The organism is Streptomyces sp. NPDC107500 (assembly GCF_055582785.1).
Genome location: NZ_JBVJPF010000003.1, coordinates 779652 through 796920 on the forward strand (window position 1 = coordinate 779652; position 17269 = coordinate 796920).

The window sequence follows — 17269 nt, forward strand, 5'->3', positions numbered from 1 at the left end:
CAATCCCTCTCAGGGTTGTAAGTCTGTGGTCTGAAACGGGGGTCGCGGGGTCGGCGGGGCCTCTGTGGAAGAGGCCCCGCCTGACTCCCGTCAGACCTCTTCGACGCTGCTCGGCTCGCGCCGGGACAGGTCGATGCCAAGCTCCTCCGCGGCGCGGAAGACGTCCTCGTCGGTGTCACGCATCTCGATGGACATGCCGTCCGAGGACAGCACCTCCACGTTGAGGCACAGGGACTGCATCTCCTTGATGAGCACCTTGAAGGACTCGGGGATGCCGGGCTCAGGGATGTTCTCGCCCTTGACGATGGCCTCGTAGACCTTCACGCGGCCGGTCACGTCGTCGGACTTGATCGTCAGCAGCTCCTGGAGGGCGTACGCGGCGCCGTATGCCTCCAGCGCCCACACCTCCATCTCACCGAAGCGCTGGCCACCGAACTGGGCCTTACCACCCAGCGGCTGCTGGGTGATCATCGAGTACGGGCCGGTCGACCGGGCGTGCAGCTTGTCGTCGACCAGGTGGTGCAGCTTGAGGATGTACATGTACCCGACCGAGATCGGGTCCGGGAACGGCTCACCGCTGCGGCCGTCGAACAGCCGCGCCTTGCCGGTCGGGAGCACCATGCGCTCGCCGTCGCGGTTCGGGATGGTGTGCTGGAGCAGGCCGGCCAGCTCGTCCTCGCGCGCACCGTCGAAGACCGGGGTGGCGACGTTGGTGCCGGGCTCGACCTTGTCGGCGCCGATGGCCTGGAGGCGCTGCGCCCACTCCTCCGCGAGGCCGGAGACGTCCCAGCCGCGGCTGGCGAGCCAGCCGAGGTGGATCTCCAGGACCTGCCCCGGGTTCATTCGGGACGGGACACCCAGCGGGTTCAGGATGATGTCGACGGGCGTGCCGTCCTCCAGGAACGGCATGTCCTCGATCGGGTTGATCTTGGAGATGACGCCCTTGTTGCCGTGGCGGCCGGCGAGCTTGTCACCGTCGGTGATCTTGCGCTTCTGCGCCACGTACACGCGCACCAGCTGGTTCACACCGGGGGGAAGCTCGTCGCCCTCCTCGCGGTCGAAGACGCGGACGCCGATGACCTTGCCGATCTCGCCGTGCGGCACCTTCAGGGAGGTGTCGCGCACCTCGCGCGCCTTCTCACCGAAGATCGCGCGGAGCAGGCGCTCCTCCGGGGTCAGCTCGGTCTCACCCTTGGGCGTGACCTTGCCGACGAGGATGTCGCCGGCGACGACCTCGGCACCGATGCGGATGATGCCGCGCTCGTCGAGGTCGGCGAGGACCTCCTCGGAGACGTTCGGGATGTCCCGGGTGATCTCCTCGGGGCCGAGCTTGGTGTCACGGGCGTCGACCTCGTGCTCCTCGATGTGGATCGAGGAGAGGACGTCGTCCTGCACGAGGCGCTGCGACAGGATGATCGCGTCCTCGTAGTTGTGACCCTCCCACGGCATGAACGCGACCAGCAGGTTCTTGCCGAGCGCCATCTCGCCGTTCTCGGTGGCCGGGCCGTCGGCCAGGACCTGGCCCTCGATGACCCGGTCGCCCTCGGCGACGATGACCTTCTGGTTGACCGAGGTTCCCTGGTTGGACCGGGAGAACTTGGCCAGGCGGTACGTGATGTACGTGCCGTCGTCGTTGGTGGTGGTGATGTAGTCCGCGGAGACCTCCTGGACCACACCCGCCTTCTCGGCCTTGACCACGTCACCGGCGTCGGCGGCGGAGCGGTACTCCATGCCGGTGCCGACGAGCGGGGACTCGCTCTTGATGAGCGGCACGGCCTGGCGCATCATGTTCGCGCCCATGAGGGCGCGGTTGGCGTCGTCGTGCTCCAGGAACGGGATCATCGCGGTCGCGACCGACACCATCTGGCGCGGCGAGACGTCCATGTAGTCGACGTCGTCACCGGGGACGTAGTCGACCTCGCCGCCACGGCGGCGGACCAGGACGCGGGCCTCGGAGAAGCGCATGTCGTCGTTGAGCGTGGCGTTGGCCTGCGCGATGACGAAGCGGTCCTCCTCGTCGGCGGTCAGGTAGTCCACCTCGTCGGTGACCTGGCCGTCGACGACCTTGCGGTACGGCGTCTCGATGAAACCGAACGGGTTGATCCGGCCGTACGAGGCGAGCGAACCGATCAGACCGATGTTCGGGCCTTCGGGCGTCTCGATCGGGCACATGCGGCCGTAGTGCGACGGGTGAACGTCACGGACCTCGAAGCCGGCCCGCTCACGGGAGAGACCACCCGGGCCGAGGGCGTTCAGACGACGCTTGTGCGTCAGCCCCGACAGCGGGTTGTTCTGGTCCATGAACTGGGACAGCTGGCTGGTGCCGAAGAACTCCTTGATGGAGGCGACGACCGGCCGGATGTTGATCAGGGTCTGCGGCGTGATCGCCTCGACGTCCTGGGTGGTCATGCGCTCGCGCACGACGCGCTCCATACGGGCGAGACCCGTACGGACCTGGTTCTGGATCAGCTCGCCGACGTTGCGGATGCGGCGGTTGCCGAAGTGGTCGATGTCGTCGGTCTCGACGACGATCTCCCGGCCCGACTCGCCGACCGTCTCGGTCTCACCGGCGTGCAGCTTCACCAGGTACTTGATGGTGGCGATGACGTCGTCGGTGGTGAGCACGCCGGCGTCCAGCGGCTCGTCCGCGCCGAGCTTCTTGTTGACCTTGTAGCGGCCGACCTTGGCGAGGTCGTAGCGCTTCGGGTTGAAGTACAGGTTCTCCAGAAGCGTCTGCGCGGCCTCACGGGTGGGGGGCTCGCCCGGACGCAGCTTGCGGTAGATGTCGAGCAGCGCGTCGTCCTGGCCCTGGGTGTGGTCCTTCTCCAGGGTGGCGCGCATGGACTCGTACTCGCCGAACTCCTCGAGGATCTGCTCGGTGGTCCAACCGAGCGCCTTGAGCAGGACGGTCACGGACTGCTTGCGCTTGCGGTCGATGCGGACACCGACCATGTCGCGCTTGTCGATCTCCATCTCCAGCCAGGCACCCCGGGACGGGATGATCTTGGCGGAGAAGATGTCCTTGTCGGACGTCTTGTCGATGGAGGAGTCGAAGTAGACGCCGGGCGAACGGACCAGCTGCGAGACCACGACACGCTCGGTGCCGTTGATGACGAAGGTGCCCTTGTTGGTCATGAGCGGGAAGTCGCCCATGAAGACCGTCTGGGACTTGATCTCGCCGGTCTCGTTGTTGGTGAACTCGGCGGTGACGAAGAGCGGGGCCGCGTACGTGAAGTCGCGGTCCTTGCACTCGTCGATGCTGTTCTTCGGAGGCTCGAAACGGTGGTCGCGGAACGTCAGCGACATCGACCCGGAGAAGTCCTCGATCGGCGAGATCTCCTCGAAGATCTCCTCCAGACCGGACTTGGTGGGGACGTCCTGACCGGACTCCAGAGCCGACTCGACGCGAGCCTTCCACGCGTCGTTGCCGAGCAGCCAGTCGAAGCTCTCGGTTTGCAGCGCGAGAAGGTTCGGAACCTCGAGGGGCTCCTTGATCTTTGCAAAGGAGATGCGCAGCGGGGCGGTGCTGGCAGCGTTGTTCGTATTCGCGGTCGAGGCATTGCGCGAGGCGGCCAAGAGGGGGTCCTTCCGAGGGCTCGGACTCACTACGCGCGTACCGGTCCCTCTTCCGTGCACTAAGACAGGGGGTGCCAGATGTGGCTAAAGAGCCAGGTCAGGCATGCTCTGGTCGTCAGTGCTCGGGCGAGGGCAGACCCCTGGTGACGGGCAGGGGGCAGCTAACAGGCAGCGCAAAGGGTCAGTGTAGCCACTTGGCACACTGATGTCCAGTGCGGTTCTCGGGGACCGTGTTCACTCCTCGTTGTTCTCACCACCTGTGCGGCAAGGCCTCGCCCTCAACGCACCCAGATACTGCCCTCTTCGCCGTCGATCCATGCCTCGGATTCGGATCCTTGTGACGACGCCCTGAGAATTGCGCGCTGCGTGCGGTTCGTCAAGGCCCCCCTTGCCCAAACCGGTTGCCGCCAGGGGCTCTCAGGGCCCCGGCGACGGCACAACGAAGATCACCATACTCTCCGCCGTCACGCGTGCAAGGCAGCCGCCGCCGGACCTCCGATACGCCGAAGAGCGACCACCCGGATGGATGATCGCTCTTCGGTGCTACGGCGTTACAGATCCTGACGGATCCGTGGTGCCTTCGTGGTCTTACTTGACCTCGACGGAGGCGCCGGCGCCCTTGAGGGACTCGGCGGCCTTCTCGGCGGCGTCCTTGGCGACCTTCTCGAGGACGGGCTTCGGGGCGCCGTCCACGAGGTCCTTGGCCTCCTTCAGACCCAGGGAGGTCAGCTCGCGCACGACCTTGATGACCTGGATCTTCTTGTCGCCGGCACCCGTGAGGATGACGTCGAACTCGTCCTGCTCGGCCTCGGCCTCGGCAGCGGCGCCACCAGCGGCACCACCGGCGACGACGACCGGCGCGGCAGCGGCGGCGGTGACGTCGAACTTCTCCTCGAAGGCCTTCACGAACTCGGAGAGCTCGATGAGGGTCATCTCCTCGAACTGGGCGAGCAGGTCGTCCTGGCTGAGCTTCGCCATGATGGCGGTCCTTCCACTAATTCGGCAGGTGCCGGATGTACGGGGTGAGGCGGGCGTACGTCGGCCCGCTGCGATCCGTGCCGCGCTCAGGCGGCCCGGATCAGAAAGCGAGCCGAGTTACTCGGCACCGCCCTGCTCGTCCTGCTTGGCACGGAGCGCGTCCACGGTACGGACGAGCTTCGAGGGCAGCGCCTGGAAGACGGAGGCAGCCTGGGACTGCTTCGCCTTGAAGGCACCGGCCAGCTTGGAGAGCAGAACCTCGCGGGACTCGAGGTCCGCAAGCTTCTTGATCTCGTCGGCGGACAGCGCCTTGCCGTCAAGGACACCGCCCTTGATGACGAGGTTGGGGTTGTCCTTGGCGAAGTCGCGCAGACCCTTCGCCGACTCCACCGGGTCACCGGTGATGAAGGCGACAGCCGTCGGACCATTGAAGTGGTCGTCCAGCGTCGAGATCCCGGCCTCGTTGGCCGCAATCTTGGTCAGCGTGTTCTTCACCACGGCGTACTGGGCGTTCTCACCGAGCGACCGGCGCAGCGTCTTGAGCTGCGCCACGGTGAGACCGCGGTACTCGGTCAGCACGGCGGCGTTGGAGCTGCGGAACTTGTCCGTCAGCTCGGCAACCGCGGCAGCCTTGTCGGGCGTCGCCATAGAGCCTCGGCCTCCTTCCGGGTGATTCGGACCGCGCGGACCCGAAGGAGGACTGGGGAAAACGAAACGCCCCGGCGCAGGCGCACGGGGCGTGGCTCGACCGTCGCTCACGCGCACGAGGCGCGGACTCCGGGAGCTCATCCACAGTCACCTGCGCGGGTCGTCCGCAGTTCAGCGGATCCTTCGGCCACCGTGTCCTCCAACGAGCACACGGCAACGACCAGCGGTCTTTGGCTTCTGTGGAAGCGTACGGGACCGGGGCAGTGTCAAGCAAATCCGCCCCTGTCGCCATCCCTGAGGAGGGGCCGCTCAGCCCTGCTGGGACTCCTTCATCATCTCGGCCAGGTCCATGGTGTCCTTGGCCGGCGGGGCGGCCACCTTCACCGGTTCGTTGAATCCGAGGAAGGTGAAGGTCATGTCCAGCGGACCCTTGTCGGCCTGACCGCGCATGCGGAACTGCTTCGTCCGGTCATCGCCGTCGATCCACAGATCCATGTTGAGCGTGTCGACGCCCAGCTTCTCGTACTGCTCGAGGCTCTTCTGGCGCTTCTCCCGGGTGGCCTGGTCCTCGCCGGCGAGGGTCTTCTCCAGCTCGGCGACGGTGACCGTGCCCTTGTAGTGGGTGGTCTCGACGCCGTCGACGGTCTCGGTGCCGACCTTCTCGACGTCCTTCGCCCCGGTGAGGAAGGTGGACTCGGTCGCCGGGTTCTTGTCCGCCTGGGAGGCGCTGCCCAGCTGGTCCAGCTCCTCGCCGGCCCCCAGCGCGGACAGGTCGAACTTCATCCAGCTCTTGCCGTCCATCTCCTTGGCGGCCTCGGCGCCGCCGCCGATGTACATCGCCTTGTCGACGAGCCGGATCTCCGCGCTCGCGCCGGCGCCCTGGTCCAGCGCCGTCATCTTCATGCTCATCGCGAGCGTGGGCTTGATCCGCATCTGCGCCTCGGCCTTGACGCGGCCCTCCTCGGGCGTCCGGCCGGTCATCCGGTAGCGGATGGAGTCGATCTCCTCGGTGTTCTTCGCCGCCTTGGCGACGGCCGCCGCGGGCGTCATCTTCGGGGACTCGTCGGTCCCGCCGGAACAGCCCACGGCTCCGGCGGCGAGGAGCAGCGCGGCCACGGAGGCGCCCACGGGCACACGTACGGAAGACTTCATCGGTATCCCCCCACAGGATTCAAGGATCACAGGTGACGCGCAGCAGACGCACAGACGGTGCACATCGGATCTCCACATCAAGGACGCGAGCGTAACCGAGATGGTTCGAATGATCTTGTGATTTCCCGCTAGCGGTCCTGTGCCGCCAGCAGTTCCTTGAAGTCGGCCGTGTCCGCGGCCGGAGGGCGTTCGGCGGAGACCTCGACGCCGTAGTCGCTGTAGTACGCGGTCTGGGTCAGCTCTCCGGTCTTCGTCCGCCCCCGCTCGACCTTCTTGACCAGCAGGTTCCGGTCGTCGACCCAGATGTCGACGGTCTGGGCGGTGGGCCCGCCGACCGTGCCGGACCAGTGGGTGGCGCGTCGGCCGCGCGTCTTCTCCTCGCCCACCTTGCGTACGTCCTCGGCGGTCAGCAGCTGCTTCACCGCCTGGTGGGGCGTGGTGTTGCGCATCTGGTCCGCGAACCCGGCGCCCGCGCCGCCGCCGAGGTCCTCCAGGTCGGCGTAGACGTACTTGATCCAGTGCCGGCCGCCGACCCGGGCGGCGAACTCGTCGCCCATGCGGGCGTAGTAGGCGTCGGCCAGGTACCGGGCCTCCATCGCGGTGGTGCCCAGCCGGCGCATCGTCTCGGCGGTGGTGCCACCGGTGTACGTGATCATGAGGGTGCCGGTGAGGCCGTCGTGCCAGCCGAGGGCGCCGGTGGCCTCCAGGGACAGCTCGCCGCCCATCACGGTCGTGGACTCCACCCGTGCAGACCCCGCCCGGCCGGTCGCCCGCTCGACGGCGCGCAGGGCGTCGGCCGCGGGGCCGGTGAGGGCCGGAGGACCGGAGGGCGCCGACGTCGACGACGGCGGAGCGGAGGAGGCCGGGGCGGCGGGGTCCCCGGAGGACGTGCAGGCGGTGACGCCCGCCAGCATGACCGACACCGCGACCGAGACGACCGTACGGCGTACCGTCGTGCCCCTCATCCGCCCACCCCCTGTGCCCCGTGCGCCCCCTGCGCCTCGTGCGGGGGTCCCCTGCCCGCACGCTAGCCCAGGGGCGCGGGAAAAGGGACGGGCCCCGCACCTCGGAAGGTGCGGGGCCCGTGAACCGGTTGGGCGAGCCGTTGGCTCAGACCGCCGCCGGGTCCTCCTCGGTGAGGAGGTTGCGGGTGCGGTTGGAGTCGACCGGGATGCCGGGGCCGATCGTGGTGCTGATCGCGGCCTTCTTGATGTACCGGCCCTTCGCGGCGGACGGCTTGAGACGGAGGATCTCCTCCAGCGCCGCGCCGTAGTTCTCCACCAGCTTGGTGTCGTCGAACGACGTCTTGCCGATGATGAAGTGCAGGTTCGAGTGCTTGTCGACGCGGAACTCGATCTTGCCGCCCTTGATGTCGTTGACAGCCTTGGCGACGTCCGGGGTCACGGTGCCGGTCTTGGGGTTCGGCATGAGACCACGGGGACCGAGCACACGGCCGAGGCGGCCGACCTTGCCCATGAGGTCCGGGGTGGCGACGACGGCGTCGAAGTCCAGACGGCCCTTCGACACCTCGTCGATCAGTTCGTCGGCGCCGACGATGTCGGCGCCCGCGGCACGCGCGGCCTCGGCACGGTCGCCGGTCGCGAAGACCAGGACCCGGGCGGTCTTGCCGGTGCCGTGCGGGAGGTTCACGGTGCCACGGACCATCTGGTCGGCCTTGCGCGGGTCGACACCCAGGCGGAAGGCGACCTCGACGGTGCCGTCGAACTTGCTCGTGGAGGTCTCCTTGGCGAGACGGACGGCCTCGAGCGGGGCGTAGAGCTTGTCCCGGTCGATCTTGGCGTCCGCAGCGCGGAGAGACTTGCTGCGCTTGCTCACTACTGCTCCTGTTGGCTTCTGAGGAGTCGTGGTGCGGGCCGAGCCGGCCCTGCCACTACTGCTGCTTGCTTACGGGGGTGGAGGTCAGCCCTCGACCGTGACGCCCATGGAACGAGCGGTACCGGCGATGATCTTCTCCGCCTGGTCCAGGTCGTTGGCGTTGAGGTCGGGCATCTTGGTGGTGGCGATCTCACGGACCTGGTCACGCGTGATCTTCGCGACCTTGGTCTTGTGCGGCTCGCCGGAGCCCTTCTCCACACCCGCGGCCTTGAGGATCATCTTCGCGGCCGGCGGGGTCTTGGTGATGAAGGTGAAGGAACGGTCCTCGTAGACCGTGATCTCCACCGGGATGACCCAGCCACGCTGCGACTCGGTCGCGGCGTTGTAGGCCTTGCAGAACTCCATGATGTTCACGCCGTGCTGACCCAGCGCGGGGCCGACCGGCGGAGCCGGGTTGGCGGCACCGGCCTGGATCTGGAGCTTGATGAGCCCCGTGACCTTCTTCTTCTTGGGAGGCATAGCTCTCCGGGTCCTTTCGATTCGGGTCCTGCCCGCGTTCGGGAGCTACCCGGACACAGGCATACCGCACAACGATAGCGGGTATAGATGCGCGGCCAAAAACCGAGCAGGTCAGGCGCCCGCTCGCACGAGGGCCTGACCTGCTCGGACGCTGTGGCTCCAGCCGAACCTGTGACGAACTAGTTCTTCTGGATCTGGTCGAAGCTCAGCTCGACCGGGGTCTCGCGGCCGAAGATCTCGACGAGGCCCTTGACCTTCTTCGAGTCCGGGTTGATCTCGTTGATCGTGGCCTGGAGCGTGGCGAAGGGGCCGTCGGTGACGGTGACCGAGTCGCCGACCTCGAAGTCCAGGACCTGGACCTCGACCTTGCGCTGCGGCGCCGGCTTGCCCTCGGCCTCGGCGGCCTCGCGGGCGGCCTTCTCCTCGGCCTCCGGGGCGAGCATCTTGACGATCTCGTCCAGCGTCAGCGGGTACGGGTCGTAGGCGTTGCCCACGAAGCCGGTGACACCGGGGGTGTTGCGGACGACGCCCCAGGACTCGTTGGTCAGGTCCATGCGGACCAGCACGTAGCCGGGGAGCTTGTTCTGGCGGATCGTCTTGCGGTCGCCGTTCTTGATCTGGACGACCTCTTCCTGCGGCACCTCGGCCTGGAAGATGTAGTCCTCGACGTTCAGCGAGACGGCGCGCTGTTCGAGGTTGGTCTTCACGCGGTTCTCGTAACCGGCGTAGGTGTGGATCACGTACCACTCGCCGGGGAGGACGCGCAGTTCGCGGCGGAGCGCCTCGATCGGGTCCAGCTCGGGCTCGGCCTCCGCGGCCTCGTCCGCCTGCTCGGCGGTGTCGTCGTCCGCGGCTTCCGCGGTCTCGTCGTCCTCGGCCTCTGCGGTCTCGTCCGCTTCGACGACGGCGTCGTCGGCAGCCTCGGCCTCGGCGGAGGCCTGGGTGTCCTCGTTGCCGGCGCCCTCGACGGTGCCGGGCTCGTCCTCGACGGACTCGACCGGCTCGAAGGCGTCGTTCACGTTCGGGTCAGACACGGTGGCTGCTTCTTCCTGGATACATAGGGGTGGAACACGCGAAAGGGGCGCCGGGTACCTCGGCGCCCTTCGCTCTCGACTCAGCCGAAGACGTACTTGGCGGCGTGAGAGAAGCCATAGTCAATCAGAGTCACCAGGCCGATCATGATGACCACGAAGATGATCACCACGGTGGTGTACGTCGTCAGCTGATTCCGGGTCGGCCAGACAACCTTGCGGAGTTCCGCGACGATCTGGCGGTAGAAGAGGGCGAGCCGCTTGAGGGGGCCCTTCTTGCCGCGCTTGCCGCCCTTGCGGGACTTCTTGTCCGGCGCCTCGTCCTGGGCATCAGGCATGTCGATGGAGCCCACGGCGTCCGTCACTCGTCCTCACCTGATTCCGGGTCGTGGCCGTGCCGCGCCCGGTTGGAGCCGCACGGCGGTGCATTGCTGTACGTACATGCGCACACATCCTGGCGATGGTGTGTGTAGCAGGGCCGGAGGGACTTGAACCCCCAACCGCTGGTTTTGGAGACCAGTGCTCTACCAATTGAGCTACGACCCTTTGTGTGTCCCCCAACGTACCGCATCCACTCGGATGCTTGGTGTGCACCGAATGATCGCGGGCTGGTGAAGGCCAACGAGGTGAGAGTGTACGTGCTCACGGGCCGGGCGTCGAACAGAATGGGGCGGCGAGGCGCCCCGCCAGGGGGCCTTGGCCGAAGATCGCCCAGGCGGGCGCGGGGTTCCGGACTGTTGTTCTGGACCGTGCCCCGTCCTGTTCAGTCCGTGAAACCCGTGTGCCGGTGCTGTTTCCGGTCTGGAACGATGGGGCCATGAGCGCTGCAACCCCTCCCACCGAGCGCCGGGTCTCCGCCCGAGTCGGCGCGATCTCCGAGTCCGCGACCCTCGCCGTGGACGCCAAGGCCAAGGCCCTGAAGGCCGCCGGGCGTCCGGTGATCGGCTTCGGCGCCGGTGAGCCCGACTTCCCGACGCCGGACTACATCGTCGAGGCCGCCGTCGAGGCGTGCAAGAACCCGAAGTACCACCGCTACACGCCGGCCGGCGGGCTGCCCGAGCTGAAGGCCGCCATCGCCGCGAAGACGCTGCGCGACTCCGGCTACGAGGTCGACCCGTCGCAGATCCTCGTCACCAACGGCGGCAAGCAGGCCATCTACGAGGCTTTCGCCGCGATCCTCGACCCGGGCGACGAGGTCATCGTCCCGGCGCCGTACTGGACGACGTACCCCGAGTCGATCCGGCTGGCCGGCGGCGTGCCCGTCGAGGTCGTCGCCGACGAGACCACCGGCTACCGGGTGAGCGTGGAGCAGCTGGAGGCCGCGCGCACCGAGAAGACGAAGGTCGTCCTCTTCGTCTCGCCGTCGAACCCGACGGGGGCCGTGTACAGCGAGGCCGAGACCGAGGCGATCGGCCAGTGGGCCGTCGAGCACGGCCTGTGGGTGCTGACCGACGAGATCTACGAGCACCTCGTCTACGGCGACGCCTTCTCGGTGTCCATGCCGGCGCTGCTGCCCGAGCTGCGCGACAAGTGCATCGTGGTCAACGGTGTCGCGAAGACGTACGCGATGACCGGCTGGCGGGTCGGGTGGGTCATCGGCCCGAAGGACGTCGTCAAGGCCGCGACGAACCTCCAGTCGCACGCCACGTCCAACGTGTCCAACGTGGCCCAGGCGGCGGCGATCGCGGCCGTCTCCGGCGACCTGGACGCCGTGGCGAAGATGCGGGAGGCCTTCGACCGGCGCCGCCAGACCATCGTGCGGATGCTCAACGAGATCGACGGCGTGGTGTGCCCGGAGCCCAAGGGCGCGTTCTACGCCTACCCGTCGGTGAAGGCGCTGGTCGGCAAGGAGATCCGCGGCAAGCGTCCGCAGGACACGGTCGAGCTGGCCGCGCTGATCCTGGAGGAGGCCGAGGTCGCGGTGGTGCCGGGTGAGGCGTTCGGTACGCCCGGGTACCTGCGGCTGTCGTACGCGCTCGGTGACGAGGACCTCGTCGAGGGCGTCAGCCGGATCCAGAAGCTGCTGGCGGAGGCGCGGGACTGACCGCGCTCCGCACCGCAGGGCACCCCGGAACGTTCCGGGGTGCCCTGTTTGTTTGTGCGAGCAAGACCACGTACGGGGAAAGTGCTGTCGGGTCGGGCGTGTCGTGCGGCAGGATCGCGGAATGGAGCGTGTACGTGATGTCTCTGAACTGCCGAAGGCCCATCTCCACCTGCACTTCACCGGGTCGATGCGGCCCGCAACCCTGCTGGAACTGGCCGACAAGCACGGTGTACGACTGCCCGAGACGCTGACCGAGGCGCTGGGCCGCGGGGAGTCGCCCAGGCTGCGGGCGACGGACGAGCGGGGCTGGTTCCGCTTCCAGCGGCTGTACGACGCGGCGCGGTCGTGTCTGCAGGAGCCGGAGGACATCCAGCGGCTGGTGCGGGAGGCCGCCGAGGAGGACGTGCGGGACGGGTCGGGGTGGCTGGAGATCCAGGTGGACCCGACGTCGTACGCCCCGCGGCTGGGCGGGCTGATCCCGGCGCTGGAGATCATCCTGGACGCGGTGGAGACGACCGTGCGGGACACGGGGATCGGGATGCGGGTGCTGGTGGCCGCGAACCGGATGAAGCACCCGCTGGACGCGCGGACGCTGGCCCGGCTGGCGGTGCGGTACGCGGACAAGGGCGTGGTCGGGTTCGGCCTGTCCAACGACGAACGGCGGGGCATGGCCCGGGACTTCGACCGGGCTTTCGCGATCGCGCGCGAGGGCGGGCTGCTGTCGGCGCCGCACGGGGGCGAGCTGACCGGCCCGGCGTCGGTGCGGGACTGCCTGGACGACCTGGAGGCGGACCGGATCGGGCACGGGGTGCGCGCGGCGGAGGATCCGCGGCTGCTGAAGCGGCTCGCCGACCGGCAGGTGACGTGCGAGGTGTGCCCGGCGTCGAACGTCGCCCTGGGCGTGTACGAGAAGCCGGAGGACGTGCCGCTGCGGAAGCTGTTCGAGGCCGGGGTGCCGATGGCGCTGGGCGCGGACGACCCGCTGCTGTTCGGGGCGCGGCTGGCGGCCCAGTACGAGTTCGCCCGGGAGCACCACGGGTTCACGGACCCGGAACTGGCGGAACTGGCGCGCCAGTCGGTGCGGGGGTCGGCGGCGCCGGAGGGCGTGAAGGAGAAACTGCTGGCCGGGGTGGACGGCTGGCTGGCCGGGTAGCCGGGCCGGGTACCCGCGCCGGGCACCGGGCCGGGCCCGCTGGACCTAGAGCCGCACGCCCACCGTCACCGGCTCGTTGACCAGCGTGACGCCGAACGCGTCGTGGACCCCGGCGACGACCTCGCGGGCCAGCGCCAGCAGGTCCTCCGTGGTGGCCTCGCCGCGGTTGGTCAGCGCCAGCGTGTGCTTGGTGGAGATGCGGGCCGGGCCGGTGCCGTAGCCCTTGGTGAAGCCGGCCTTGTCGATCAGCCAGGCCGCGGAGGTCTTGATGAGGCCGTCCCCCGCCGGGAAGGCGGGCGGCTCCGCCGAGTCCCCGAGCCGCTCCGCCACCCGCGAGCGGAACCGGGAGAACTCCTCGTCCGTGAGGATCGGGTTGGTGAAGAACGACCCGGCCGACCAGGTGTCGTGGTCGTCGGGGTTCAGCACCATGCCCTTCCCCGCGCGCAGCTTCAGCACGGTGTCGCGGGCGGCGGTCAGCCGGACCCGGTCACCCGCCTCGACGCCCAGCTCGCGGGCCGTCTCCGCGTAGCGGATGGGCGCGGAGAATCCGCGCGCGTCCTCCAGCCGGAAACGGACGCGCAGCACGACGTACCGCTCGGGTTCGGCCTTGAAGCGGCTGTTGCGGTAGGAGAAGTCGCAGGCCGCGTTGGAGAGGGTGACCGTCTCCCGGTTCCTGCGGTCGTACGCCGTCACCTCGGTGATCGTGGAGCTGACCTCCTGGCCGTACGCGCCGACGTTCTGGATGGGCGTCGCGCCCGCCGAGCCGGGGATGCCGGCCAGGCACTCGACGCCGGCCAGTCCGGCCTCGACGGTGCGGGCGACGGCGTCGGACCAGATCTCGCCGGCCGCCAGCTCCAGTGTCGTGCCGTCGAGGGTGAGGCCGCGGGTGGCGATGTGCAGGGCGGTGCCGTCGAAGCCCTTGTCGCCGATGACCAGGTTGGATCCGCCGCCGATGAGCAGCAGGGGCGTGCCGGTGTCGTCGGCGTCGCGGACGGCGGCGATCACCTCGGCGTCGGTCGTGGCCGTGATCAGCCGGGTCGCCGGTCCTCCGAGTCGGAAGGTGGTCAGCGGGGCGAGGGGGGCATCCTGGATTTCCTGCACGCGCTCAAGACTACGAGACGGCACCGACAGCCCCGGGCAGCGGGAACGCCCCGACCGTCCGGCCGGGGCGTTCCCTCCTTCACCGGGGGCGTCCTTCACCGCAGGCGCTGCCGTACCTCGGCCCAGCTGACCGGCAGCTCGTCGCTCGACGCCGGCCAGGAGGCGAACTTCGCGTCCCGCATCTGCGCGGAGAGCCCGCGGGAGGCCGGGGCGTGGGTGCCGGAGCGGGCGAAGTCCTTGAGCGCCTCGGGCGACTCCCAGGCGGACAGCGTCCAGAACGTCCGCTTGAAGGGCTCCGCCTTCAGGGACGCGCCGTACGCCCCTCGCGCGCCCCTCACCTGCCGCCACACGCCCGGCGTGCGCGCCAGGAACTTCAGCGCTCCCCACAGCGTGCGGGTCTCGAAACGGGAGGCGAAGACGTGTACCTCCGTGGCCTGCGGCGGCTGGTTCGGCACGGTCCAGGGAAGGGTGGGCATGTCGGGCTCTCCTCTCGTCCTGCGCGGGTGCGGTCAGCTGGTGGCCGCGGGGGCGGCTGATGCGGTCTCCGCCGGCTCCGGGGTGGGGTTCGGGTTCGTTCCGGGCGTCTCCTTGGAGGTCCGGCCGGCCGGGCGGCCGCCCGGGATCAGCAGGGCCGCCATGCCTCCGAGGGCCACCACCACCGCGCCGACCGCGACCGCGGGCCGCAGTCCGTCGACGAAGATCTGCGGGGACTCGTAGCCGCCCTGCGCCGCGAAGATCGAGGACATGACCGCGATGCCGAGCGCCCCGCCCACCTCGCGCAGGGCGTTGTTGGCGCCGGAGGCGATGCCCTGCTCCTTGTTCCTGACGCTGGACATCACCAGGGCGGACGCGGGAGCGAAGTACAGGGCCATACCGATTCCGCTGATGATCAGACCGGGCAGCTGGATCCCGTAGGAGGCGTCGGCCGTGATGACCCAGGCGAGGTAGCCGAGGCCGGCCGCCTGGAGGAAGAGTCCCGCGGCGACGACCGGGCGCCCTCCGACGCGGTCCGAGAGGATGCCGGCGATGGGCGCGACCAGCATCGGCATGCCGGTCCAGGGCAGCATGCGCAGCCCCGCCTCGGTGGGCGAGTAGCCGAGCACGCCCTGCATGTACTGGCTGAGCAGGAAGATCGAGCCGAACATCCCGAGGAACATCAGCAGGCTCGCCGCGTTGATCCCGGCGAAGGCGCGGGAGCGGAAGAGGCGCATGGGGAGCATGGGGTTCCTGGCGCGGGTGCTGTAGAGGACGAAGCCGGCGAGCAGCGCCGCCCCCGCGAACAGGGCCATGAGCACCACGGAGCCGGTCCAGCCGTCGACGGGACCGCGGACCAGGCCGTAGACGACGCCGAAGAGTCCGCCGCTGGCGAGCAGGGTGCCGGGGAGGTCGAGCGGGGCGCCGGCGCCGTACGACTCGGCGAGGCGGACGCGGGCGAGCGGCAGCAGGGCCAGCCCCAGCGGAACGTTCAGCCAGAAGATCCACTGCCAGGAGATGTGTTCGGTGAGGCTGCCGCCGACCAGCGGACCCGAGGCCACGGCCAGCCCGTTGACGGCGCCCCAGATGCCGTACGCCATCCCGCGGCGTTCGGCGGGGACGGCGGCCGTCAGCAGGGTCAGGGTGAGCGGCATCATGATCGCCGCGCCGACGCCCTGGACCGCGCGGGCGGCGATGAGCGAGTCGATGCCGGGTGCCATGGCCGCGGCGGCGGAGGCGACGGTGAAGACGGTCAGGCCGACGATGAAGAGCTTGCGGCGGCCGAAGCGGTCGCCCAGTGCCGCGCCGAACATCAGGAGGACGGCGAACGTGAGCGTGTACGCGCTGACGGTCCACTCCAGGTCGTGCAGCGCCCCGCCCAGGTCCTCGCGGATGGAGGGCAGGGCGGTGGTGACGACGAGGTTGTCGAGGGCGGCCATGAATCCGGCGACGCTGGTGATGACGAGGGCCCAGACGGCTCCCCCGCCGCGTGTGCTCCGACCTGTGCTGTGCTGTGACATCTCTCCCCCAGAGGGTGTGCACCGCTTGCGGTTTGGTGTGGTTAGTAATTGATGACTAACTTTCCTGGCCATACGAGTGGCGTGCGAGAGCACACACCGCCGACCCGCGCACCCCTACGCGCCGTCCTGGCCCTGTTTGGCCCGCGCCGAGATGTAGAGGCCGTCCCAGATCCGGTGTCCCGGCGGAAAACCCATTCCCGCCAGGGTGTTGACGAGCATGCCGTACGCCATGAAGGTCGTCGTTTCGTCCACGTTGCCCCCCAGGGGCACGTGGACGGTGTCCCAGAGTTCCAGCCAGCCCCTGCGCACCATCTCGCCGAACTCGTGGTCCCCGGACGCCTCGGCCGCGGCGACCGTGACGTAGACCTGCAACTGCATCTGAAGCTTCTCGGGGTGATCGGCGATCAGCTGCGTGTAGGCCTCGGCCATGGAGTGCAGGGCCTCTTCGCCGTGCAGACCCTCGGACGCCGTCTCGAACACCTCGCGCGTGTCCTGGAGGCAGCGTTCCGCCACCGCGAGGAAGATCGCCTTCTTTCCCGGGAAGAGCCGGAAGAGGTACGGCTGGGAGACCCCCACCCGCTTGGCGATGGCCTCCGTGGAGGTGCCGTAGTAGCCACCTCGGGCGAACTCGGTCGTCGCCGCGCGGATGACGCTCTCGCGTCGCTCCTCTGCGCTCATCCTGACCATGGATAGAAAGTTAGTACTCAATCACTAACTACGTCAAGGGGGGTTACAGAAGTTAGGGACGCCCTCCATGGAGAACGCCCCTTACCCCACTCCTCAGCCCAGGCGGACGACCGCCCGGGACATGCCCAGGACCTTCTGGCCGCCGCTGGTGGCCAAGAGGTCGACCCGGACGGTGTTGTCGTCGAGCTTGGCCGCGACCTTGCCGCTGACCTCGATCACGGCACCCTGGTCGTCGTTCGGGACGACGACGGGCCGGGTGAAGCGGACGCCGTACTCCACGATCGCGCCCGGGTCGCCGACCCAGTCGGTGACCACGCGGATCGCCTCGGCCATGGTGAACATGCCGTGCGCGATGACGTCCGGAAGGCCGACTTCCTTGGCGAACTTCTCGTTCCAGTGGATCGGGTTGAAGTCGCCGGAGGCGCCCGCGTACTGGACGAGCCCCGCGCGGTCCACCGGGAAGGACTGCGCGGGCAGTTCGGTGCCGACCTCGACGTCGCCGTACGCGATCCTGGCGCCGGGAGAGGCCGGAGGCGTCATGGTGGGGTCC

16 protein-coding genes and 1 tRNA gene are annotated in these 17269 nt (G+C 68.8%); 2 read left to right on the forward strand and 15 right to left on the reverse strand.

Annotation, left to right across the window (positions count from 1 at the left end; all coding sequences use genetic code 11):
* Positions 1-90 precede the first annotated feature (90 nt).
* From rpoB to ACZ67M_RS15235, 10 genes are all read right to left on the reverse strand, one after another.
* On the reverse strand, positions 91-3576 hold the full coding sequence (gene rpoB, locus ACZ67M_RS15190; RefSeq protein WP_122615735.1) for a DNA-directed RNA polymerase subunit beta: 3486 nt from the start codon (positions 3574-3576) through the stop codon (positions 91-93).
* Positions 3577-4164: 588 nt separating this feature from the next.
* Complete coding sequence (gene rplL, locus ACZ67M_RS15195) at positions 4165-4554, reverse strand: 50S ribosomal protein L7/L12 (RefSeq protein WP_064729330.1); 390 nt, start codon at positions 4552-4554, stop codon at positions 4165-4167.
* 117 nt (positions 4555-4671) lie between these two features.
* The gene (rplJ, locus tag ACZ67M_RS15200) at positions 4672-5202 is read right to left on the reverse strand and encodes a 50S ribosomal protein L10 (protein WP_064729329.1); all 531 of its coding nucleotides are present in this window, start codon (positions 5200-5202) and stop codon (positions 4672-4674) included.
* A 309-nt stretch (positions 5203-5511) separates the two neighbouring features.
* A complete protein-coding gene (locus ACZ67M_RS15205) occupies positions 5512-6354 on the reverse strand; it encodes an SCO4651 family lipoprotein (protein WP_469851137.1) in 843 nt (280 codons plus the stop codon).
* 128 nt (positions 6355-6482) lie between these two features.
* Positions 6483-7319 (reverse strand): SCO4651 family lipoprotein, encoded by an 837-nt coding sequence (locus ACZ67M_RS15210; RefSeq protein ID WP_469851138.1) that lies wholly within the window; start codon positions 7317-7319, stop codon positions 6483-6485.
* 145 nt (positions 7320-7464) lie between these two features.
* A complete protein-coding gene (rplA, locus tag ACZ67M_RS15215; RefSeq protein WP_064729326.1) occupies positions 7465-8190 on the reverse strand; it encodes a 50S ribosomal protein L1 in 726 nt (241 codons plus the stop codon).
* Positions 8191-8274: 84 nt separating this feature from the next.
* Positions 8275-8709 (reverse strand): 50S ribosomal protein L11, encoded by a 435-nt coding sequence (gene rplK, locus ACZ67M_RS15220; RefSeq protein WP_003974315.1) that lies wholly within the window; start codon positions 8707-8709, stop codon positions 8275-8277.
* A gap of 179 nt (positions 8710-8888) precedes the next feature.
* Positions 8889-9743 carry a transcription termination/antitermination protein NusG gene (gene nusG / locus ACZ67M_RS15225; protein WP_361352966.1) on the reverse strand — a complete coding sequence of 285 codons (855 nt, stop codon included), beginning with the start codon at positions 9741-9743 and terminating at the stop codon, positions 8889-8891.
* Between the two features lie 80 nt (positions 9744-9823).
* The gene (gene secE, locus ACZ67M_RS15230; RefSeq protein WP_064729324.1) at positions 9824-10105 is read right to left on the reverse strand and encodes a preprotein translocase subunit SecE; all 282 of its coding nucleotides are present in this window, start codon (positions 10103-10105) and stop codon (positions 9824-9826) included.
* 108 nt (positions 10106-10213) lie between these two features.
* Positions 10214-10286, reverse strand: a tRNA-Trp gene (locus ACZ67M_RS15235).
* 271 nt (positions 10287-10557) lie between these two features.
* Between ACZ67M_RS15235 and ACZ67M_RS15240 the strand changes: the two genes are divergently transcribed.
* Together ACZ67M_RS15240 and ACZ67M_RS15245 are read left to right on the forward strand one after the other, a co-directional pair.
* Complete coding sequence (locus ACZ67M_RS15240) at positions 10558-11784, forward strand: pyridoxal phosphate-dependent aminotransferase (RefSeq protein WP_122615731.1); 1227 nt, start codon at positions 10558-10560, stop codon at positions 11782-11784.
* Between the two features lie 121 nt (positions 11785-11905).
* Entirely contained in the window at positions 11906-12937 is a 1032-nt protein-coding gene (locus tag ACZ67M_RS15245) for an adenosine deaminase (protein WP_385794478.1), read from the forward strand.
* A gap of 45 nt (positions 12938-12982) precedes the next feature.
* On the opposite strand, the gene ACZ67M_RS15250 is transcribed toward ACZ67M_RS15245, so the two are convergent.
* From ACZ67M_RS15250 to ACZ67M_RS15270, 5 genes are all read right to left on the reverse strand, one after another.
* On the reverse strand, positions 12983-14038 hold the full coding sequence (locus ACZ67M_RS15250; protein WP_385794475.1) for a UDP-N-acetylmuramate dehydrogenase: 1056 nt from the start codon (positions 14036-14038) through the stop codon (positions 12983-12985).
* A 95-nt stretch (positions 14039-14133) separates the two neighbouring features.
* A complete protein-coding gene (locus tag ACZ67M_RS15255) occupies positions 14134-14514 on the reverse strand; it encodes a DUF3291 domain-containing protein (protein WP_382811728.1) in 381 nt (126 codons plus the stop codon).
* A gap of 33 nt (positions 14515-14547) precedes the next feature.
* A complete protein-coding gene (locus ACZ67M_RS15260) occupies positions 14548-16032 on the reverse strand; it encodes an MFS transporter (protein ID WP_469851140.1) in 1485 nt (494 codons plus the stop codon).
* A gap of 114 nt (positions 16033-16146) precedes the next feature.
* Positions 16147-16719 (reverse strand): TetR/AcrR family transcriptional regulator, encoded by a 573-nt coding sequence (locus ACZ67M_RS15265; protein WP_469851142.1) that lies wholly within the window; start codon positions 16717-16719, stop codon positions 16147-16149.
* Positions 16720-16812: 93 nt separating this feature from the next.
* Positions 16813-17259 (reverse strand): MaoC family dehydratase, encoded by a 447-nt coding sequence (locus ACZ67M_RS15270; RefSeq protein ID WP_361353637.1) that lies wholly within the window; start codon positions 17257-17259, stop codon positions 16813-16815.
* Positions 17260-17269 lie beyond the last annotated feature (10 nt).